This is a genomic window from Synechococcus sp. R5-13, from assembly GCF_047462015.1.
In the GTDB taxonomy this organism is placed as follows: domain Bacteria; phylum Cyanobacteriota; class Cyanobacteriia; order Thermostichales; family Thermostichaceae; genus Thermostichus.
This window is the reverse complement of sequence record NZ_JANSIL010000158.1, coordinates 1-20,405: the sequence shown is the minus strand read 5'-3', so window position 1 is coordinate 20,405 and position 20,405 is coordinate 1. Positions and strand designations below refer to the sequence as shown.

The following is a 20,405-nucleotide window of genomic DNA, read 5'->3' as shown; positions in this document are numbered from 1 at the left end:
TGGCCGCGGTGGGCGCCATCGGAGCTTTGGTGGCCAAGCTCACCATTGTCAAGCTCACCATTGTCAAGCTCACCATTGTGGTGGGGCGCACCGTTCGCAAGGATTCCTATTTTCTCTCCCAGAGGGCTGGATTGGCGGATCCCTTTACACAGACTCAAGGACTGAGCGATTGCGGCGCTTCTGGGCAGCCTTGACTTTCTACACGGCCCTGCCTCTGGGGTGGGTCGGAGACTTGCCGTTTGAGGGCATTGCCGCCTGGCTGCCAGGGGTAGGTGTGTTGCTGGGCGGGATCCTCTCCTTGGCCGGGATCCTGCTGCAGGTTTTCCCCAATCCGGTGCGGGCCGCTTTGCTCTTGGCCCTGTGGGTTCTCTTGACCGGTGGGCTGCACCTGGACGGGGTGGCCGATACTGCCGATGGCTTGGCGATCAATGTCCACAAGAATCCTTACAAAGGGGATCCGGAACGGTCAACTGAGGATGGGCAAAAATCTGACTTGCAGGGATCCCGTCGCCGTCTGCAGGTGATGAGCGATAGCCACACCGGGGCCTATGGGGTACTGGCCTTGGTGCTGCTGCTGCTGCTGAAATTTGCTGCCCTGAGCAGCGTTCGAGCTTGGCCCCTCTTGCTGCTGGTGCCCGCCTGGGGGCGTTGGGGCCAGTTGCTCGCCATTGCCCTGTACCCCTATCTGCGAGAGCAGGGATCCGCCCGCTTCCTCAAAGACTCCACTTCCCTGCCGGGATCCCTGTGGCCGGGCACTCTGCTTGTGCTGGCCATCACCGGGGGGTTGGGCTGGGTCGGGCTCTTGGCTTGGCCCCCTTTGCTGCTCTGGACGCTGGGATCCGCCCTGGGGGCTTGGGCCGTGGGCTACTGGATCTACCGCCAGTTGGGAGGACACACGGGCGATACCTACGGAGCTACGGTGGAATGGTCAGAAGCGATAGCATTGCTGTGGGGATCCCTTATTGGGCCATCATGAATCTCCTGACCGTCCTGAAGACTTCCTTCCAGATTACCCTGGCTCCCCTATCCATCGACCGTGTCCACCAAGAGGCCTCCCATCCGGGCAATGGGGCCGTGGTGGTGATGAGCGGTACCGTTCGAGACAACACCAATGGCCGCCCTGTCGATTACCTGGAATACCAAGCCTATGAGCCCATGGCCCTGAAGGTCTTCGCCGATATTGCCCGACAAATTCAGCAGCGCTGGCCAGATGCCAACAGTGTGGTCATCCACCACCGCATCGGCAAGCTGCGCATTGGCGAGATCAGCGTCTTGGTGGCGGTGGGCACCCCTCATCGGGCCGAAGGGTTTGCTGCCTGCCAATTTGCCATTGACACTCTCAAGCACAACGCCCCCATCTGGAAAAAAGAATACTGGCGAGATGGCACCAGCGCCTGGGTGAGCCTTGGCGCTTGCGAGCTCTCTTCGGCATAGATCCCCCTACACCATACCCACTTGCTCAGCCAAACCCAATTGCTGGCGGGCTGTTTGGCAATCTTGCTGAATTTGCTGAATCAAATCTGCCACCGTGGGAAATCTCCGCTCTGGGCGGATAAAGCCCCGTAGCGCCACCCGCACCTCTTGCCCGTAGAGATCTCCTGTCCAATCCAATAGATGCACCTCGACGGTGTGCTGTAAACCGGCAAACGTGGGCCGATGGCCAATGTTCATCACCCCAGGTAGAGCTGCCGCAGCAGCAGGCACATCCACCCAAACGCTGTACACCCCATCGCGGGGCAAAAACTTCTCCGGAGGCAAGCGGAGGTTGGCGGTGGGAAAGCCCAGTTGTCGGCCCCGCTGATCCCCTTGCACCACTTCTCCCGTTAGCCGGTAAGGACGACCCAAGAGCGCTTCGGCGGTGGACACCTCCCCGGTCGCCAAGGCAGCTCGAATGCGAGAGCTGCTCACCCGTTCCCCGTTGAGTTTCGTCTCCGGGATCACCTCCACCGGAATGCAGCGCTCGGATCCCCAAGCCTGGAGCGTTTGGGCGTTGCCGGAGCGACGGTGACCAAAGCAAAAATCCCAACCGACGCTGAGATGGCGAACGCGCAGGCCCTGTTCAAGTACCGTTTGGATAAACTCTTGGGGGGGCTGGCAGGCAAATGCAGGGGTGAAGGGGAGCAGTACCACCTGCTCAAAGCCCATTTGCGCCAACAGATCCAGCTTTTCGGCAGGGGGAGTGAGCAACAGCTGAGGCCGCCTCGTCAAGACTTCCTGGGGATGGGGATGAAAGGTGAGGACAGTACGTACCCCCTGAAGAGAATCTCGAATCGGCTGCAGCACCTTCTGATGGCCCAGATGCAAGCCATCGAAGTTCCCGATGGCCACAGCGGTGGGTCGCAGGGTTTGAGCCAGATCAGAAGTGATGTGCACTGTCCGGGATCCTAAAAACAGCCAACCAACTGCCTACCCCAGAGGCCACAGCAGGGCCACCAACCCACTCAAGCCCACTACGCCCCACAAGCTCCGTCGCAGGCGCTGCAACACAGGATCAATCTGATACCTGACAATCAGCCGATGCTGAGCCAGCTCCTCTTCTGACTTGGCATACATCGCCCCATCGTACCAGCCACTTTCTTCATAGGGAATCTGGGCTTGTACCAAGCGCCGCCGCACATAAGCCCATCCCAAGTAGAGATGGAGCAACACCAGGCCGAGCAAGACATTGGCCCCCAGCACCGACCCAGAGACAAAGTGGCCCCAATCTCCGGCAAAGCTGCTCCAAACCAGCGGGGAAACCGCCAGCACAACAGCTCCCCAAACCCCAAAGATTCGTTTTAAGTAAGGGATCCACCCCAAAGCAGGCCAGGAAAAAGGAAAGGCTTCCCTCAGCTCTGCATATTGCCGGAGCGGCTGTTGCTCAGCGGGAATGGGATGGGAGGGATCCAGCATACGCCTTAACGTATCTACACAAAATGATATCGGTCGGGTTGGCCCCCCGCCAAGCCCATCCTCAGACCTCCATCTCTCGACGAAGACAGCCTAGAAATCCAGCCCAGGCATCTTCCCGATCAACCGAAGGGGAGCGGGGTATCATATTTGAAGTGTGGTCGCGTCTACAACTTATCCCATCATGAGCGTCACAGGCGAATCTGCCGCCACTGCCGCACCCTACGTGATCTTAAAAGAGCCGGATGGCAGCCAGAGGAAACACATTCTCTCGGGAGCGACCGCTTGGACCCTAGGCCGTGATGAGGACAACGCCATCGTCTTGAGCGATCCCAGCGTTTCCCGCCAACATGCCCTGCTGCAATACCTCGACAACAACAGCATCTATCTCATCGATCTGGGCAGCCGCAACGGCTCGTTTGTCAACAATCGCCGCGTCAGCATTCCCACCCTGCTGCAGGATGGGGATCACCTCACCCTTGGACAATCCCAGCTGGAGTTCCACAGCGGATCCCTGGCCAGCTCGGAACCCAGCCCCGCGGCCAAACCTTCGGACACCCTGGTTTTACAAACCCGCTGGCTGATCTCGGTGGCGGTGGTGGATGTGCGAGGTTACGGACAACTGACTCAACAACTGGACGAGCGCCTGCTTTCCCAGGTGATGGGCGATTGGTTCCGGCGGGGTGGGGATATCATTCAGCAGTACGGGGGCACTGTCGATAAATACATTGGCGATGCGATTATGGCCGTTTGGTTCCATGTGCCCCAAGCCAACACTGCTTCTCTGGGCACGGAAGTGCCGGGAATTCACCTCGATGTGAAGTCGGTTTTGCAGGCCATAGCGAAGCTGTTTCAAATGACCGAGCAGCTGAACGGTGAGTTTCCGCTGCCTTCTCCCATTCGTCTGGGGGCAGGGGTTAACACAGGCTCGGCGATCGTGCGCCAGGTGGGCAACAACACCCGCCAAGAATATACGGCTCTGGGAGATACGGTGAATTTGGCCTTTCGCATCGAGAGCGCTACCCGCACCCTCAACGCCGACCTGGCGATCAGCCAGGACACCTATACCTGCTTGGCCAAACAGCTGGGGCAGGCAGCCGCCTGCTTCTCCCATCAGGCTGTGGAGCTGAAGGGGTATGCCCACCGCCATCAGGTGTACTACTGCGATGTGCGGTCTTTGCAAGCCGTTCTCAGCCCCTAGACTTGGATCCGACTACCCGGAGATGTCTTGCCGCTGTCTGCTGTCTGACAGAGCAAGGTGGGGGATCCCGCTGTTCTTTTAGAACCTCCTGCTGCTCCTTGAGCCGATAAGATGGCAAGGCCCATTTCGACTGCACAAGAGCCTGGCCCATGACTCTGGTCAATCGCCCCGAGGTGGTGGCAGAGCTAACCGAACTCTACCATCAGTACGAAGCTGCCCTGACGAGCAATGATGTGCCCACCCTGAACCGCCTGTTTTGGGATGGCCCCCAGGTGGTGCGCTTTGGTGTGGGGGAAAATCTCTACGGGGGAGACGAGATCAAGGCTTTTCGCCAACGGCGTCCTCCCACGAATTTGGCCCGCGAGATGCTGCGTTTGCAGGTAGTCACCTTTGGGGCGGATTGCGGCTCGGTCACCTTAGAGTTTCGCCGTCCGGTGAACGGGATCCCTCGCTTGGGCCGCCAAAGCCAGATGGGGTACAGGTTCCCCGATATCGGCTGGAAGATCGTCTCTGCCCACGTGTCGTTTTTGCCGGAAGATCAGGGGGAAATGCTGCGCAAAAGCTGCGGATCCACCTCGCCCACGTAGGTATTCAGCCCAATGGCTGTGGCGATCAAAGCCCCGTCCACCTCCACCCGCCGATACTGGGAGATGGCCTCTGCCAGGGGCACATCCACCACCCGCCGATTTTGCCAGGCCACCATGCGGTCGTATTTGCCTTGGGCGATCAAGTCCACAGCAGCCACCCCAAAGGCTGCTCCCAGCAGGCGATCCAGAGGAGAAGGCGTACCTCCCCGCTGCAGGTGGCCCAAAACCATAACCCGGGTTTCGATGCCGGTGCGCAGGGCGATCTCATTGCCGATGTAATGGCCAATGCCGCCGTAGAGAGACTGCCCCAGGCTGTTGGTGTAGGTCACCGGCTCCCCCGACTCGGTGCGAACTGCCTCCGCCACCACCACGATGCTGAAGTTATTGCCCCGCTCTTTGCGGTCGCGGATTCTTTTGCAGACATTCTCCAGCTTGTAGGGAATTTCCGGGATCAAAATCACATGCGCCCCCCCGGCAATGCCAGCGCTGATGGCAATGTGGCCAGCATCCCGCCCCATCACCTCCATGACCATGACTCGGCTGTGGCTGATGGCCGTGTAGGTGAGCTGATCTAGGGCTTCCACAGCCACGCTCAGAGCTGTGTTGAACCCCACCGAATACTCGGTGGCACCGACATCGTTGTCGATGGTCTTGGGGATCCCGACAAAGTTCCAATCCCCCTGCAGGGCCAGTTGCCGGAGAATGGCCAAGCTGCCATCCCCCCCCACCCCGATCAGCGCATCCAACCCAAGCCGGTGGTAGCCGGTGATCACTTCTGCCGAGCGATCCACCAAGCTGCCGTCGGGCATAGGGTAGGCGAAGGGGTTGCCTTTGTTCACGGTACCCAAGATGGTGCCGCCGTAGCGCAAAATGCCGGAAACCCGCTTCACATCCAGCAGCTCCGCCTCCACCGGTCGAGCCATGAGCCCTGCCGTCGCATCTTTGATGCCATAAACTTCCATGTCGTAGTCGCGGGCCCGCCGCACCACCGCTCGAATCACGGCGTTGAGGCCGCCACAATCGCCGCCGCTGGTGAGGATCCCGATTCGCTTACGTTTGGGCATAGAGCTCTAGTTAAAGAAAGGTGAACATCCTGAACAGAGATAAGGGTCTATATCGCTTGCAGAGAATCCCTACTCAATCGCAAACTACGGATGTGATCCAGTCGATCATTATCCCAATTATCTTGGTTCAATCAGCTCTGGAGAAACACCTTCTGGTTGGGGGAGTGCTGAAAAAGAAGAAATTGAGGGATCCATACAGCCCAGCAAGATCAGGTCAGCTTGCGTTCCCGGTGGGGTTTGGGGTTGGCGATCAAGCCCAGCCGTTAAGCATCCTTCACAAAAAGAATTAAGAAACATTGCCGCACAAGCTGCCGATTAGGAAAGACTTCTATATCTCTGAGGATAGATCTTTCCAAAAAAACTTGGGGGCAACAATCCACTCAAAAACTGAAATCATTTGTTAAGCAGGGATGATCAAAACCCGGCCAACCCGATGATAGGGATGAGGATAGAGATAAGGCATCCAGTCTGATTTGGGAGCAGTACCATGACTCAAACCATTGCCCAGTGTGCTCTACAAGGGGCCTCAGAGTTGCTCAGCCGCTACCAGCGGGGAGAGCGCCATTTTCCCCAGTCCTGCTTGGAGTATGCCTTCTTGAGGGGGGTCGATCTGCGAGGGGCCAATCTCGAGGGATCCGATTTGCATGGGGCTAACCTGCGCTACGCCAACCTGCGGGGCAGCAATCTGGCGAAGGCTGATCTGCGCTGTGCCGACCTGCGCTATGCCGACCTTGAGGGAGCCTGCTTGGAAGGGGCCAATTTGAGGGGATCCCTCTACAATCACAGCACCTGCTTCCCGGTGGGGTTTGATCCGGTGACGGCAGGGATGCAGCCCTTTGAGTTCTGATTGGGGAAGGAGAGGGGATCCCTGAGCCCTCAGGCCAAGGGAAAGCGCTCCCGCAAATCTCGAATCACCGGAGCGGGCACCAGATGATCGATGGGGCCGCCCAGCTTGGCGACCTCCTTCACCAGGCTGCTGCTGACAAAACTGTGCTCGCTGGCGGTGGCAAGGAACAAGGTTTCCAGTTCGGGAGCCAAAAGCTTGTTGGTGTGGGCCATTTGCAGCTCCACATCGAAGTCCGACAAGACTCGCAAGCCGCGCACGATCACCTTTGCCCCCCGTTGACGGGCGTAGGCCACCGTCAGACCTGAAAACGTATCAACCTCAACATTTTTGAGATGGGCCGTGGACAGGCTAATCTGGGCTTGCCGCTGCTCTGGGCTGAACAGAGGGGTTTTGTTGGGGTTTTTCAAGACGGCGACAATCACCTTAGAAAAGAGACGACTGGCTCGCTCGATAACATCGAGATGTCCAAGGGTAATGGGGTCAAAGCTGCCGGGGTAGAGGGCGATCATGGCCAACCTCGTGCTATTCCTCACCCTACCTGGTCTCGGGCCCAAGCCAAATAGGTTGTGCTCACTTGAGTGGCTGCCAGAGCCAGGATCTCGGGCTCAGCGTAGGGGTGCAGCTCTCGCAGCCGTTGTTCCAGGCGGGGATAGGCAGTTGCGGGCAATTTGAGCAGGATGAGGAACTCGGCATCGGCCTGCAGGGATCCCTGCCAGCGATAGTAGGACGTGATCCCGGGCAAGACCTGGGCACAGGCCACATAACGTTCGGCCACCAGGGTATGAGCCAAGCGATGGGCCTCGGCTTCGGATCCCACCGTGGTCATGACAACCGCGAGGGTATCGGGTGTGATCTTATCGTCCATGCGGGGCAGTGGTTAACCAAGCGGTTCCTCCCTATCCTATCGCCCGCCAAGTTAGACGCTCCTAGCTCAACGGGGGCCTAGATTTGCCGAAATAGGGTCGCTTCTGGTGCCAGCGCCAGGCAGTTTGAATGATCTCGGCCAAGTCGGTGTAGAGAGGTTTCCAGTTGAGATCCCGAAAGATGGCACCGGCATCGCCCACCAAGCGCGGGGGATCCCCAGGTCGACGTGCTCCCATTTGCACCGGGATCCGCTTTCCGGTCACGGCTGCTGCGGTGGCAATGACCTCTTTGACGGAAAAGCCTTGGCCATTGCCCAGGTTGTAGGCTGCTGGTACGGGTCGGCCAGAGGCCAGCGCTTCTATTGCCAACACGTGGGCTTGAGCCAGGTCGGTGACGTGAATGTAGTCGCGGATACAGGTGCCATCGGGGGTATCGTAGTCATCTCCAAAAACCGTGATGTGGGGACGTTGGCCGCCGGCGACCTCCAACACCAAGGGGATCAAGTGGGTTTCCGGGTCATGGGCCTCCCCAATTTCACCATCGGGATCGGCTCCGGCGGCATTGAAGTAGCGCAGGCTAATGGATCGGATCCCGTGGGCAACCTGGAAATCTTGCAAGATCTGCTCCACCATTAGCTTGCTCTGGCCGTAGGGGTTGATGGGACGTTGCGGATGACTTTCGGGAATGGGAATCCGCTCTGGCACCCCATAAGTGGCACAGGTGCTGGAGAACACTATGTAAGGGATCCCGTGATCCCGCATGGCCTCCAACAAACTCAGGGATCCGGCCACATTGTTGCGGTAGTATTTGCCGGGATCCTTGACCGACTCGCCCACATAGGCATAGGCAGCAAAGTGAATCACCCCTTCTGGGCGATAGTGCTGGATGACTTGATCAAGCCGCTGGCGGTCGGCGAGATCCCCAATCTCCAACGGCCCCCAGCGAACTGCCCAGGGGTGCCCGTAAACCAAGTTGTCGTAAGTGATGGGCAGATGGCCAGAGGCCGCCAGAGCTTTGCAGGTGTGGCTGCCGATGTAGCCCGCCCCACCGGTAACCAGGAGACGCATAGGCAAACGTCAGATGGAAGATCCCACCCAGGGTAAAGGTTGTCAACGGGATCCCTTCAAGCTCCAAAAGCTTCTTTGGCGGCGTACATGACCTCCACACTGATCTCGGTCAAGCCTCGTTCGCGGGCAAATTTTTCGGTGTTGCGTTTAACCTTGCCGCGCACAAAGCCGGGCACCTTGTTCAGTTCGGCTTGGGCTTCCCGCGTCCAGACGAGGTCGGAATCGGCGCTCAGGCTCTTGTGAATCACCTCCTTGGTGTCGTGGCCACCGAAGATCTCCAACAGGTGATCTTCCATGCCCAGGGTAAAGGAGTTGTAGATCAAGTCCACAATTTGGTTGGCGCCCTCGTAGCCCAAAAAGGGCCGGTAGCCGATAGGGAAATCCTGCACGTGGATGGGGGCCGAGATGACCCCACAAGGGATCCGCAGCCGTTTGCCCACATGCCGCTCCATCTGGGTGCCGAAAATCGCAGCAGGTTCCGCCTGGGCAATCGCATCCGCCACGCGGGTGTGATCCTCCGTCATCAAGATCTGATCGCAATATCCTCCCACCTCTGCCTGGAACCACTCCCCATCGTAGGTGCAATAGCTGCCCGCCCACACCACGTGGATCCCCATCTCGCGGGCCAGGATTTTGGTGATGGCCGCCGCGTGGGTGGAATCCCCGAAGACCACCGCTTTTTTGCCGGTTAGGTTTTGGCAGTCGATGGAGCGGGAAAACCAGGCCGCTTGGGAAATGTGCAGCGTTTGCTCCTGGATGTAGGCTTCATAATCGACAGGGATCCCTTGCTCGTTTAGGATCTGCTGGATCTGGCGGATGAAGCGAGCCGTTTCCACCACCCCCATCGGGGTGATCTCAATGTAAGGCATGCCGAATTCCTGCTGCAGATAGCGAGCTGTCATCGGCCCCAGCTCCCGGTAGGGCACCACATTAAACCAAGCCCGCCCCAGGTGTTTGAGATCGTGGACACTGGCCCCTTGCGGGATCACCAGGTTGAGCTGGATCCCCAGATCCCGCAGCAGCACCTTCAGCTCCCGCAGATCATGGGCATTGTGAAACCCTAGGGTGGAAATGCCAAGGATGTTACAGGAAGGCCGCTCCGTCTTTTGGGGCAGGCCGTCTAACTCCCCGCTTTTGCGAGCTTTGGTGATATAGAACTCCACAATCTGCTGCAGGGTGCGATCCGCTGCCTGCAATTCGTTAACCCGGTAGTGGTTGACATCTGCCAGCACCACATCGCAGCGACTGGCCAACTGGGCCTGCCGGACAAAGTGATGCAGATCTTCCTGCAAAATGCTAGAGGTGCAGGTGGGGGTGACGACGATCAGATCCGGCTGCTCCTCGCCGTCTTTGCGGACGATGTTGCGAATCACCTTTTCGTCGGATCCCCGCGCCAACACCTGCCGGTCAACGACGCTGGTGGTTACCGGAGTAAAATCCCGCTCTCGCTCCAACATGGAACGCATCACGTTGAAATAGTCGTCTCCCAGAGGAGCGTGCATGATGCTGTGAACGTTTTTGAAGGAGCTGGCCACCCGCAGCGTGCCGATATGGGCAGGGCCAGCGTACATCCAATAGGCCAATTTCATGGGCAGCCTCTCAAGAAAGCCAGAGACAAAATCAAGGATCCCAACCCACCGCCGGATGTGCACCCGCTGGGAATCTCTCCTGGCATTGTAGAACGCTCAGCAGCCGGCATCCCTTGGCTGTTATCCTCCGTAACTCCCAACCGAGACGCTCCCAAGCCAAACTCGATCAAAAGAAAAACAACCCTGCCAAGGCAAGTGTGATTACGGGGATCCCCCTACTCCGCCCAAAGGGCTTGTTCCATCCTAGAAATAGGAGCGATGGATACCCATCTGGCCCCAGAGCCCAAGCTGAGGAACTTCAGGGATCCTGACAGGGAATCGGCTGGTGGACAAGAGCAGAGGAGTTTTTGTATTTTTCGTTACATGTTAACTTTTGGAGACAAAACATGTAGCTCTACAACGTTGAGCAGAGATTCTTGTTTACAGAAGCAAGCTTTCCGTTGGAGAAGGCAGACTAACAGAGGGAAGAGAGATGGCTAATGTTTCCCTGAATACAAGCTCGACACAGAGAATTGTCGATGGCTAGTAATTTTGCGCGCCGTAACCGACCAAAGGCTGCTGCTTCTTCAAAGGTTGAGGTGAAAGCTTATGGGTTCCACAACTATTTCTTGGCAACGTGCTCGCAGAGCTCCTCAGGAGCTGACCGGTTCCATGACTTCCGTGCACTTCAAACCTACAACTCACCTGCGCGACTGGTTGCAGGCTCCGTTGCGTCCCATTCAATCGGCTATGGATAACTTTAGCATCCGCGATCCACGCTTGGCCCATTTCCTTTGCCAGTGGATCCCGGCCCGCTGCCCCTTTGAGCGAGATGTGGTGCTGTTTGGCCATAAGGTGATGCACATTCCGCCCATGTGTAAGCTCAACCCCCTCTACGACCAGGTGGCAGGGCTGCGCTTCCGGGCCTTGTCGTTTTTGGCGGAGCGAGGAGAAGACATTAGCCGTTACCTGTAAGGCAGCTTTTTCCACTAAATCTTTTTTCAAGGGATCCCTGGCCATCCAAAGCCTGCTGCCAAACTCCGGAGCGGATCCCATTAGAAGCGGGTCTCAAACTCGATGGAAATGACATTGTTGCCCTCGAGGTCGATGCTGGCGCGGGTGAGGGTTTGCTCGTTGAGGCGGTAGCGGGCGCTGTAGCGGGTGGGCTGAAAGGGATCCGTTAGGTTGCGCTGCACCGAGATGGAAGTGGCTGGCCCCAGATCGCGGGCCACCTCCAGCGCTAGCCCTATCGAGGAGCGGTTGGCAGCGCGGGTATCGACCTGGGGGACGGGGCTAATGCGCACCTCGTCTAGGCCCAGGGTGTCCCGCAGCGTGTCCAGCACATCGTTGAGCAAGGCAGTTCCGGCCAGGCCGGCCACTCCCGCTTCGGGGTTGAGGCGGGCCAGAGCTGTGCCTCCCAGGAGGGCGACGATCTCTTCGGGGGAGCGGCTGGGGCTGCTGGAAAGGGCCAGAACCCCGTTGCGGGGATCCGCCTCAGCCAGCTGGCTGGCCCGCCCGTTGACCGTGGCGAAAATCTCGATGCTCTGCTGGGATCCCGGCAGGTTGCGGTTGGTGTCAAAGGGGGAGAGCTCTTGGGGAAAGCGATAGACCTCGATGGCCTGGGTCATCAAGCGCAGGTTCAGGAAGGGATCGAAGGGGTTGTCTAGGTCAAAAGTGGCGGTATTGGAGCGGGAGCGATCCAGGCGAAAGTTGGCAAGGGGCAGGTTGACGCGGCCTCGCTCTAGGGCAATGGTGCCCGCTGGGCGCAGATCCTGGGGAGTGCCAAACAGGCGCAAGGTGCCGGCAGCATTGAATTCAAACAGATTGGGACGCTGCACGCGGATCCCTGGCCCCAAGACCAGCTCCAGTCCGTTGAGCCGCGGCTGCCAGAAGGGATCCGGCGAAGTCGAGCCGGCGGCAGCTGTTGCGGCCTCAGGTTCTGCCCGGCGGGGGCTGACATCCACGATCCCTTGAGAAACCTCCAGCCGCCCCTCGAGCAAAGGTTGCAGAAGCAGCCCTCTGACAGCCACCTCGCCGTCCAGATGGCCAGTGTAGAGGTTGGGCAGGTTGAGCTGGATCCCTTGGAGTTGCAGAGTTAAGGGTGGCGAGGTTTCGTCCATCTGCAGGGCACCGCGAGAGTTGACGGGCAAAAAGCCTTCAGCCAAAAGGGATCCACCCCCCAACTGTCCCCGCAGCTCCTGGACTTGCAGCTGATTGAGGTTAAAGGCGATCTGGCCTGTGAGGTCGGTAATGGGCTCCGGCAGGGCTGCCAGCTTGAGGATCCCCGAGTTGACGCTCAAGTTCCCCTGCAGGCTGGGCTCTCGCAAGGTGCCGCGGATGGCCAGCTCCAGTTGGCTTTGGCCGCCTTCCCAGCGCACCTGGTCGGTGAAGAGGTTGATCAGGCGCAGACCGCCATGCTTGGCTTGCAGGGTGAGGTCGATCTGGTCGGATTCGGCCCGCACCTCGGCAAAGGGCAGGGTGTAGGGCACTAGGCCAAAGAGGCGAATGGGTTCGTCACCATTGGCCAGCAGGGCGCCGTCCAGGCGCAGCTGCCCCCGCTGGTAGTCAAATTGTCCTCCCACCTCCCGCAGCGGCACCTGGTTGATCTGGGCGTTGACCACTGTCAGGGATCCGCGGGCATGGGGATCCCGCAGGTTGCCGGCCAGCTCCACGTCCAGGTTGAGATCCCCCTGCAGCTCCAGCTCCTCTGGCAGGAAGCGGTCCAGCAAAGCCAGAGGCAATCCTTGGATTTGCAAGGATCCCGACTGTTCCTCTAGGCCCAGCTTGCCCACAAAAAGGGCTTGACGTTCGCCACTGCGCAACCGCAGCGGCTCCAACACCACTGCATCTCCAGCCAGGCTGCCCCTGGCAGTAAGGCTTTCGATGCCAAACTCCTCTGCCTGCCAATTCTGGCCCTCAAGGTAAAAGCTGACGCTAGGCCGGTTGAGGCTGCCGACCAGGCTAACGCTGGCTTGGAATTCCCCTCGCAGACTTGTGGGCGGCGGGAAAGTGCTCCGCACCGCTGACGCGAACAGCGGATCCATGCGGCTGGCCAAGGTCTCCAGGTGGACGGCCAAGATCTGGGCATAGTACTCCAGCTGCTCCAGGAGAGGATGGTTGGGCGAACCAACCGGATCGGTCTCCAACACCGAGGCAGGGCCCAAGGGGGGCAATTGGAAACCCCGGGTGGTGAGGTCGCGCCACTGCCGCCACTTGAAGGCGGAGATGATATCTTCTAGCCGACCTTGATGGGTGCTGATCTCTAGGTCAATTTGGGGAGCGAGAGCCGCCAAGGTGGGATCCAAACCGGCTTGCAGAAGAGTTGCAGGCAGCTCCAGGGTGCCGCTAGCGGTGTAGGTGCTCTCAAACAAATCCAGTTGAGCTTGGGCGATCTCTAGGCGAGGAGAACCATTACCAGCGTGGTAGTCGAAATCCACCGAAAAGCCCCGTACTTCGATCCCTCCCAACTGCAGATCCGCCACCGCAGCCCGTCCTTGGGCAGCACCACTCGCCAGGTCAACTGCCACCTCCCCATCGAGGGTTCCCTGTAGGCTGGCCCACGGCCCGGCAGCCACCCCCCCCAGCAAAGCCAGAGGCAACTGGTTCACTGCCACCTGGAGCTCCTCTTGCCGGCGTTGGCCGCGAATTTCCGCCTCGCCCCGCTGCACCTGAAACTGCAAAGGCTGAAACTGGGGATCCAACTGCAGCGCCAGTCGATCCCGCTTCCCCCGCAGATCCACTTCCGTCCCCTGAACAGACCCCTGAAAGGGCCCGGCCAAGTCTTCAAAGGCCACATCTCCCACCTGCAAGCCCCGCAACTGCGCCTTGCCAGTCACCTGCAAGGTGTCCAGAGGTCCGCGGATCTGGCCGGATCCCTGCAGCACTCCTTTCACCAGCGGCGGCAGGCCGGGTACTTCTGCCAGCGTAATCCCGTCGGTGGTAAAGCTCAGATCCAGGGATCCCACCTGCAGCGTCTGGGGATCCAAGGGGATCTGCCCTTCGACCCTGGCCAGGCGAGTGCCACCTGCCAACACCTCCGCCTCCTGGATATGCAGTCCGGATCCCTCCCAAGTCACCTGGCCGCGGATGCCCTCAACCCACTGCCGTCCCCTCGCTCCCAAAGGCTGCAACAAAGCCAGCGACCCTTGCGCCCGCAGCGCCCCCAAAAAGCCCAGCTCCGACACCTCAGCCGTGTTCACCTGCGCCGTGAGGGCTCCTGAGAGGGATCCCGGCCATTGGGGGTTGAAAAAGGCCAGCGGCACCTCCTGAGGAGCCAACTGCGTCTGGAGCTGTCCCCCCGCCCACCGCCCCGCCACCGCCACCCGGCCTCCGCCCACGTCCAGCACCGCCTGCGGCACCTGCACCACCCAGTCCCGACCCTCCGGCAAAACCTGCAGCTGCCCTCTTCCGGCAATCTCTCCCCCAAGACTTTCCCAGCTGGCCTCCGCCCGCGGTTGGGATCCCGTCAGCGCCACCTGCACTTGAGCGGAAACCGGCCCCACCCAAGGAAGAGCGCCCCGGCGCGGCAAGTCTCCCCCGTAGAAAGCCAGCACCTGCTCCGCATCCATCCCCGTCACCTGCAATTGGAACTGGCCCGCCAAGCCAGCAGCCCATTGCAATTGGCCGGATCCCTGAATGCGACCCCCCGCCGCCCTTAGGTCGATTGCCTCAAAAGTCAAGGTTTGATCCGCAAAGTGGAAGCCAAAGGCATACTCCGACACCGGCAGGCGATCCACCCGCCCCGGCGAAAGCCCCCGCAACTGTCCCCGGATCTGCGGCTGATCCAAGGCTCCAGTGACCGCTACGGATCCCCCTACCACCCCCTCCACCGCCACCGGCAGGCCAGTCACGTCAAACGTCTCTTGGATCTGTTGAAGACTGGCCGGCACCAGTTCCGCCTGCAAACCAAACCCCTGTCCTTGCTCCCAGACCACCGGGCCTTTTAGCTCGGCAAAGGAAAGCTGACCAAAGCGACCGCTCACCCCCTCCAGCTCCAACCCCTGCAAGGTAAAGCGAACGGAGCCCTTCACCTCTTCAAAAGGATGGGGCAACCTCTCCAGATCCAGCCGAGCCTGTTGAACCTGGGCCTGCCCCGTCAACTCCAGCGGTTGATCCCGCCGCCAGAGCACCTGGAGATCCAAGCCAGTTTCCCCCTGCACCTCCGCAAAAGGGGCCGCCGGCACCACACTGGGCAAGAGATCCAAAGGCAGACGAGCCGCAGAAAGCGTCACCGAACCGGAAGCCTGGGCAAAATCCGCCACCCCCCTGAGCTGCAGGGGGTACCCCCCCTCCCCCTCCCGAGGGAGCAACCGTGCCGTCGCCTGGAAACTGGCCCGCCCCCCGAAAAGATCCTCCTCTCCTGGCGGGGCATTGTGAGTCAGCCACACCTGCACCTGGCCCTGCAGCCGATCAAACTGGCGTCGCTCCCCCACCAAAGGGATGGCCGTCAGGGATCCCTGGCGCAAACGGATGTTCAGCCCATGCAAGGGCAGGGATCCCTCCCCTTCGGGCAGTTGAAACTGCACATCCGCCCAGCCGCGATCCAGCGTTTCCATCAGCAGCAGTTGCGGCTGGTTTAGGGTAACATTCAGCACCCACTGACCCGTCTGCAGCCAAGTCCAGAAATCAGGGCTGAGGTCGATGGAGCCGATACTGGCCAGATGTTCAACGCGGCTTTCTCCCAAGCTCACCTGCCAGGGGGCCAGAAACCTCACCTCCCCCAATTCCACGCGCCGGCGCATCGCTTGCGAGAGGGTTGCTTCCACCTGCGGCAGCACGTGATCTTGAAGGTAGATCCCTGTTCCCCAGGCGGCACCAAAGGCGGCAGCCGTCAAGCCCAAACCCACCCCAGCTAGAGTGATGGGGGAAAGGTTGAATCGTTGCTGCTGCATCTTTGGATCTTGGTGATCCTCTCCCAACCGCCTACCCCTTAAAAACCTGACAGGCTCCCAAAAGCCATTCGTGCACTGCGGGCCGACCTTGCCGGCACAGTTGCCCCCATCCTACCCAAGGACTCCTGGCTTGCCACGAGGGAACAGAAAGAAGAGATCCCTGCTCCCAGGCGTAATTCCCCCGAAGACCCCGCGGAAAAATACCGTCTCCCGCGGAGAACGGGGATGCTAAGCTATCTCCACACCCGAGATTGAACCCACCCTGGGGCCTCTCTCAGGTGTTCCCTTCTGTCGAGATGGTTGAAAGGAGAAGAGCCATTCCGGAACCCCTATCTCTGACGGTCAGCTTGCGCGGCAGCCGCGAGGCGCTGGAAAACTGCCAGGTCTTTCACCTGACTGGCCTTCTGGATGCCTTTTCCGAGCCGGTCTTTGTTAAGGTGGTCACCAAATACCTGGAAGAGGGATCCCCTAACCTGATCCTGGATTTGACAGGGATCGACTTCATCGACAGCTCTGGCGTCGGCGCCCTGGTGCAATTGGCCAAGCTGGTGCAGGGCCGCGCAGGTATCTTTCAGGTGGTGAGCAACCCCCGCATTACCCAAACGGTGAAACTGGTGCGCCTGGAGAAGTTCCTATCTTTGCGCAACTCCTTGCAGGAAGCCTTGGATCGCCTGAAGGAAGGAAGTACGGGCAGTACAGAGACCGCCTGATACGTAATAAGTATGGGTCTGGGAACCTTTTGGGGGATCAGTGCTGGAGCAGGGGATCCCGACTGGATCACGGTCAAAGCAGCCCGCATCCTCAGCACGGTCAACTGGGTGGCCTGTCCCCAAAATGCCGCCGGCCAGCCGGGCCTGGCCTATCAGATTGTGCGCCCTTGGCTGCGACCGGAACAAACCCTGCTGCCTCTTCATCTGCCCTTTGTCACCCAGCCGGAAGTCCTGCAAGCTGCCTGGCGAGTGGCTGCCCAGCAACTAGCCCCACTCCTAGAAAGGGGAGAAGATGTCGCCTTCATCTGTGAGGGAGACGTGGGCCTCTACAGCACCTTTGCCTACGTGGCCCAAGCCCTGCGGCAGCGGATCCCCGCCTTGCCCATCCAGGCCATACCGGGCGTGTGCTCTCCCTTAGCTGCCGCTGCTGCCCTGGGATCCCCCTTGGTGCTCGGCTCCGAGAAATTGGCGATTTTACCGGCTCTGTTCGCCCTCTCGGAACTGGAGCAGGCTTGTGCCTGGGCTGAGGTAGTCGTCCTCATGAAAGTGGCCTCTGTCTACCCTCAGGTTTGGCAGTGGCTGGCCGAAAGAGGTTGGCTGCAACAAGCCAGCTTGGTGGTCTGGGCCGGCTGGCCCCAGCAAACCCTCTTCCCCACCCTGGAAGGACTGGCCGACTACCAGCCCCCCTACTTTTCCCTGCTGATCCTGCGTTCTCGGCCCCGAAATCAAGATTCTCTTAACCTGGAAAACGAGCTACAGCTGGAATGAGTTTTCTAGGATAGGGAATGAGTTCCTTCCGGCGATTCAGCCCGAAGCAGGGGTTGGTCGTTGTTTTTTTGCGTTTATTTCTGTTTAGCTCAAGGCTCGCGCCGAGCCAGCTTGTTTCCCCAAAAAATCAGGTGTCCTGTGACGGAAAGAGGCTGAGGAATCCGAATCCAGAATGCTGGGATCCCTCATTGACCTGAACCAAAAAGAGATGAAAAGACCAAGTTAAAGGAATGATCCAGCCTGTTAAGAATGGTTGCCGCCCTTGGTGGAGAGATCGGCTATAGGTTAGATTATGAATGTAGTGATTCAGGCGAGGAGGATAATATCTCATCCCCATCCCAAACGCGAGGCACCGCTTCTCAATTGAATCAAATCCAAAATTCAAGTCCAAAATTCTCTGTCGGTCAACGCTTTGATCCAAGCTTCCGATCCGTTGCTTCGGCAGACTCTCCTGAGAAGTGGTTGTCTCGCTCAGCAGAGCACCTGGTACCTACGACAGGTTTTCCTCAAAGCAGAACAAGGGAGTTAGGCAGATAGCAGTTGGGCTTGCTGCACAAGCCACTGGGAAAGTGAGAGAGCGCTCTAGGTGTTCCTCAAATAATCCTCAAATAAAAGTGGTTTTGCCAGATCAACAAGCTCAGCCGGCTATTTTGAGTCTCCATTCATGAGCGAGTCAGGGTGGGAAAATCGGTGATCAGGTTCAGGTGCTCTCAACCTGCAAGCTCTGCGAGTCGGAACCAGCGCTCAGTGGGACAAGGACTGCGGGCTTTAGCAATTCGAGGTTCTCTCAGTTCATAGTTTCACTCTCACTTTCAGGAGGTTGCTATGTTTACCTTTCTCTCAAAGATTGCTAGAGCAATTATCCGCATATTTGCTCCTGCCAAGTCCGATCTGGTGGAAGTGGGTTACCAGCCCATCACGGATGATATCTATCGCATCAACGGCTCAGCCTGCCATTTTAGCGATCTGGAGATCTCATCGTAAACCTCAGAGTCGGATTCTGGTGTCGGAGCGGCCACTGGCGCTGGCCTAGAAATTGGAAAAACCTAGAAATTGGAAAAAAAAGCTACAAGTTAAGACAACTGAATAAGTCTTAGTTAAGTCTTGGATGCGGTTAGTCCGCGTCGGCAGGGGTGGCTTTCCTCCCTGTGGCCAAGTTCTACCGGTTCAGTGGTGGCTCCCCGTGGGGGTCACCACTTATTGTTTTGTTGTTTGCAAGTTGTTTGGGAAAATAAGGAGAATGCTTGCGGTTGCCCTATCTCAACCTGTGTTGCCTTCCCCCGTAGTTTACCCAGCTACATCGAATGATCTGGATCCCTTGGCCGAAGTTCTAGCCCAGGTTTTTCATCCCCCCTCAGGTCTGCAACGCTGGATCTACCCAATTCGCAAGCTGGGCATTCGCGAAGAGTTGCGCCTCAGGCTGGCCGCAAGGGATCCCCACTACTGCTGTCTGGCAGCTGCGGTGGGATCCGAAGTGGTGGGCACTGCCGAGATCTCTTTGCGGGTCACAGCCCACGGGAAGTATCCCTACCTCTCCAACTTGGCGGTGCTGCCCGGCTGGCGGCGGCGAGGAATTGCTCGTCTGCTTTTGCTCAGTGCTGAAGGGGTGGCGAAAGGGTGGGGCTACCGCTGTTTGCATCTGCACGTGTTGGAAGACAATCTCCCCGCGCGGCAACTGTACGCTCAACTGCGCTATACCCCCATCGAACGCACCTCTCAACTCTGGCGATGGTTGGGGATCCCTCCGCAGCTTTTGCTCTGCAAGTGGTTACCTTGAATTGGCCCATCGGCAACATTGAGCTGGCAGATTCCCACCCCGCCGGCTTGCTTCATGGTGGTGAGACGAGGTCCTGGACTCAGCTTTTATAAAGTTATGTAAACTAGAAATCGGGTTTTAGAGAGGTCCTAGAGTGGCAGTGAAGGAAGTAGGCAGAGTTTGGCGCTGGTTAAACCTCATGGGGTTGGTTGTGGGCCTGCTTGTGGGCTTTGGGATGGCTCAGCCTGCCTGGGCCCAGTGGGGGACTACCCCTCTCCCGCCAATAGGTTCTCCGGCACCGGAGTTCGCATTGCCAGATCAAGCCGGGCAAATACGGCGGCTGGCGGATTTTCGGGGGGAGTGGGTGGTGTTGTATTTTTACCCCCGCGACTTCACTTCCGGCTGTACGATTGAGGCCCGCCGCTTTCAGCAAGATTTGCCCAAGTTCCGGGCCATGGGGGCACAGGTTGTGGGCGTGAGCGCCGACTCGGTGGACTCTCACAGGCGCTTTTGCTCGGCAGAAGGGCTACAGTTTCCTTTGCTGTCGGATCCCGACGGCACGGTCAGTCGAGCCTACGGATCCTGGATGGGCGATGTTGCCCTGCGCAATACGTTCTTGATCGACCCGGAGGGGATTTTGCGAGAAATCGACCCAATCGTGAACCCCAGCCGCCACAGTGCTGAGGTTCTGGCCCAGTTGCAACGGCTTGTCGGTAGCTAGCCCTCTAGCTTTCCGGGCCAAAAGTCTGCTCGAACTCGTAGAGCAACTCGTCGATCTCCTCCAGCGCTTGGTTGACATCCACGCGCAAGCTGCCCAAGTCTGGCTTTTCCAGCAGCTTGGCTACTGCTGGCCGGCGTTCGCGGATCAGCTTGATGCGCTCTTTCAAGGCGGCAATTTCGGCGGCGTCCATGACTTCAGAGACCCAATCCACTCCCTTAGCTTATCGTTTCCTCCCAGTCGCCGGGATCCCTTTCTGAACCACCGAGAGCCAATCATAATAGAGCTGCGCAACCTGGCACTCAACCCCGCTTCAGCTAGAAATTGCAGGAGCCCCGCACTGTACCCGTAGGTTCGGTGTCGGGAGGAATGCTATAATAATACTGCGAACACCAGAAACGGTTGTTTAGGGCACTGGTAACGGTCGATTGGGGGTGCAGTAAACCACCCCAGAGGCTCGTGGTTGGCTTGCTAA

Annotated in this window: 21 protein-coding genes; 12 read left to right on the top strand and 9 right to left on the bottom strand. The window is 58.9% G+C overall.

Going from position 1 to position 20,405, the window contains the following annotated elements; translation table 11 throughout:
- The 3 genes from NW840_RS12050 to NW840_RS12040 form a co-directional block, all read left to right on the top strand.
- A partial coding sequence (locus tag NW840_RS12050; protein ID WP_414344510.1) for a hypothetical protein occupies positions 1-194 on the top strand: 194 nt, incomplete at its 5' end.
- Positions 170-976 (top strand): adenosylcobinamide-GDP ribazoletransferase, encoded by an 807-nt coding sequence (locus NW840_RS12045; protein WP_414344509.1) that lies wholly within the window; start codon positions 170-172, stop codon positions 974-976. The genes NW840_RS12050 and NW840_RS12045, both read left to right, overlap by 25 nt.
- The gene (locus NW840_RS12040) at positions 973-1,434 is read left to right on the top strand and encodes a molybdenum cofactor biosynthesis protein MoaE (RefSeq protein ID WP_414344515.1); all 462 of its coding nucleotides are present in this window, start codon (positions 973-975) and stop codon (positions 1,432-1,434) included. Before NW840_RS12045 ends, NW840_RS12040 begins: the two co-directional genes overlap by 4 nt.
- 6 nt (positions 1,435-1,440) lie before the next feature.
- Here NW840_RS12040 and NW840_RS12035 read toward each other — a convergent pair whose 3' ends face one another.
- Complete coding sequence (locus tag NW840_RS12035) at positions 1,441-2,373, bottom strand: bifunctional riboflavin kinase/FAD synthetase (RefSeq protein WP_414344507.1); 933 nt, start codon at positions 2,371-2,373, stop codon at positions 1,441-1,443.
- Between the two features lie 33 nt (positions 2,374-2,406).
- On the bottom strand, positions 2,407-2,892 hold the full coding sequence (locus NW840_RS12030; protein WP_011433781.1) for a CGLD27 family protein: 486 nt from the start codon (positions 2,890-2,892) through the stop codon (positions 2,407-2,409).
- A 181-nt stretch (positions 2,893-3,073) separates the two neighbouring features.
- On the opposite strand from NW840_RS12030, the gene NW840_RS12025 reads away from it, so the two are divergent.
- Both NW840_RS12025 and hpxZ read left to right on the top strand, forming a co-directional pair.
- Positions 3,074-4,090 carry an FHA domain-containing protein gene (locus NW840_RS12025; protein ID WP_414344505.1) on the top strand — a complete coding sequence of 339 codons (1,017 nt, stop codon included), beginning with the start codon at positions 3,074-3,076 and terminating at the stop codon, positions 4,088-4,090.
- Positions 4,091-4,239: 149 nt separating this feature from the next.
- Positions 4,240-4,677: an oxalurate catabolism protein HpxZ gene (hpxZ, locus tag NW840_RS12020; protein ID WP_414332295.1), complete on the top strand. Its 438-nt coding sequence runs from the start codon at positions 4,240-4,242 to the stop codon at positions 4,675-4,677.
- Here the strand turns inward: hpxZ and NW840_RS12015 are convergent.
- Positions 4,629-5,741, bottom strand: a complete 1,113-nt coding sequence (locus NW840_RS12015) for an ATP-dependent 6-phosphofructokinase (RefSeq protein ID WP_414344504.1) — start codon at positions 5,739-5,741, stop codon at positions 4,629-4,631. The two genes, hpxZ and NW840_RS12015, sit on opposite strands and share 49 nt — an antisense overlap.
- A gap of 487 nt (positions 5,742-6,228) precedes the next feature.
- On the opposite strand from NW840_RS12015, the gene NW840_RS12010 reads away from it, so the two are divergent.
- Complete coding sequence (locus NW840_RS12010; protein WP_414344503.1) at positions 6,229-6,588, top strand: pentapeptide repeat-containing protein; 360 nt, start codon at positions 6,229-6,231, stop codon at positions 6,586-6,588.
- 29 nt (positions 6,589-6,617) lie between these two features.
- Here the strand turns inward: NW840_RS12010 and coaD are convergent, their stop codons facing one another.
- The 4 genes from coaD to bchB form a co-directional block, all read right to left on the bottom strand.
- Entirely contained in the window at positions 6,618-7,097 is a 480-nt protein-coding gene (gene coaD, locus NW840_RS12005; protein WP_011433776.1) for a pantetheine-phosphate adenylyltransferase, read from the bottom strand.
- Positions 7,098-7,117: 20 nt separating this feature from the next.
- Positions 7,118-7,453, bottom strand: coding sequence for a divalent-cation tolerance protein CutA (gene cutA / locus NW840_RS12000; RefSeq protein WP_414344501.1), 336 nt, complete (start codon positions 7,451-7,453; stop codon positions 7,118-7,120).
- Positions 7,454-7,514: 61 nt separating this feature from the next.
- The gene (galE, locus tag NW840_RS11995) at positions 7,515-8,519 is read right to left on the bottom strand and encodes a UDP-glucose 4-epimerase GalE (RefSeq protein ID WP_414344514.1); all 1,005 of its coding nucleotides are present in this window, start codon (positions 8,517-8,519) and stop codon (positions 7,515-7,517) included.
- Between the two features lie 56 nt (positions 8,520-8,575).
- A complete protein-coding gene (gene bchB, locus NW840_RS11990) occupies positions 8,576-10,108 on the bottom strand; it encodes a ferredoxin:protochlorophyllide reductase (ATP-dependent) subunit B (protein ID WP_414344500.1) in 1,533 nt (510 codons plus the stop codon).
- A 651-nt stretch (positions 10,109-10,759) separates the two neighbouring features.
- On the opposite strand from bchB, the gene NW840_RS11985 reads away from it, so the two are divergent.
- Positions 10,760-11,062 (top strand): Mo-dependent nitrogenase C-terminal domain-containing protein, encoded by a 303-nt coding sequence (locus NW840_RS11985; RefSeq protein WP_414344499.1) that lies wholly within the window; start codon positions 10,760-10,762, stop codon positions 11,060-11,062.
- 80 nt (positions 11,063-11,142) lie between these two features.
- Here NW840_RS11985 and NW840_RS11980 read toward each other — a convergent pair whose 3' ends face one another.
- Complete coding sequence (locus NW840_RS11980; protein WP_414344498.1) at positions 11,143-15,978, bottom strand: translocation/assembly module TamB domain-containing protein; 4,836 nt, start codon at positions 15,976-15,978, stop codon at positions 11,143-11,145.
- Positions 15,979-16,274: 296 nt separating this feature from the next.
- Here NW840_RS11980 and NW840_RS11975 point away from each other — a divergent pair, with 296 nt between their 5' ends.
- The 5 genes from NW840_RS11975 (at position 16,275) to NW840_RS11955 (ending at position 19,933) form a co-directional block, all read left to right on the top strand.
- Entirely contained in the window at positions 16,275-16,688 is a 414-nt protein-coding gene (locus tag NW840_RS11975; protein WP_011433770.1) for an STAS domain-containing protein, read from the top strand.
- A gap of 12 nt (positions 16,689-16,700) precedes the next feature.
- The gene (locus NW840_RS11970) at positions 16,701-17,456 is read left to right on the top strand and encodes a precorrin-2 C(20)-methyltransferase (protein ID WP_414344497.1); all 756 of its coding nucleotides are present in this window, start codon (positions 16,701-16,703) and stop codon (positions 17,454-17,456) included.
- A gap of 825 nt (positions 17,457-18,281) precedes the next feature.
- Positions 18,282-18,440: a hypothetical protein gene (locus tag NW840_RS11965; RefSeq protein WP_414329361.1), complete on the top strand. Its 159-nt coding sequence runs from the start codon at positions 18,282-18,284 to the stop codon at positions 18,438-18,440.
- Positions 18,441-18,774: 334 nt separating this feature from the next.
- On the top strand, positions 18,775-19,233 hold the full coding sequence (locus tag NW840_RS11960; RefSeq protein WP_414344496.1) for a GNAT family N-acetyltransferase: 459 nt from the start codon (positions 18,775-18,777) through the stop codon (positions 19,231-19,233).
- 178 nt (positions 19,234-19,411) lie between these two features.
- The gene (locus NW840_RS11955; RefSeq protein ID WP_414344495.1) at positions 19,412-19,933 is read left to right on the top strand and encodes a peroxiredoxin; all 522 of its coding nucleotides are present in this window, start codon (positions 19,412-19,414) and stop codon (positions 19,931-19,933) included.
- A 4-nt stretch (positions 19,934-19,937) separates the two neighbouring features.
- Here the strand turns inward: NW840_RS11955 and NW840_RS11950 are convergent, their stop codons facing one another.
- Positions 19,938-20,123, bottom strand: coding sequence for a hypothetical protein (locus NW840_RS11950; protein WP_414344512.1), 186 nt, complete (start codon positions 20,121-20,123; stop codon positions 19,938-19,940).
- Positions 20,124-20,405 lie beyond the last annotated feature (282 nt).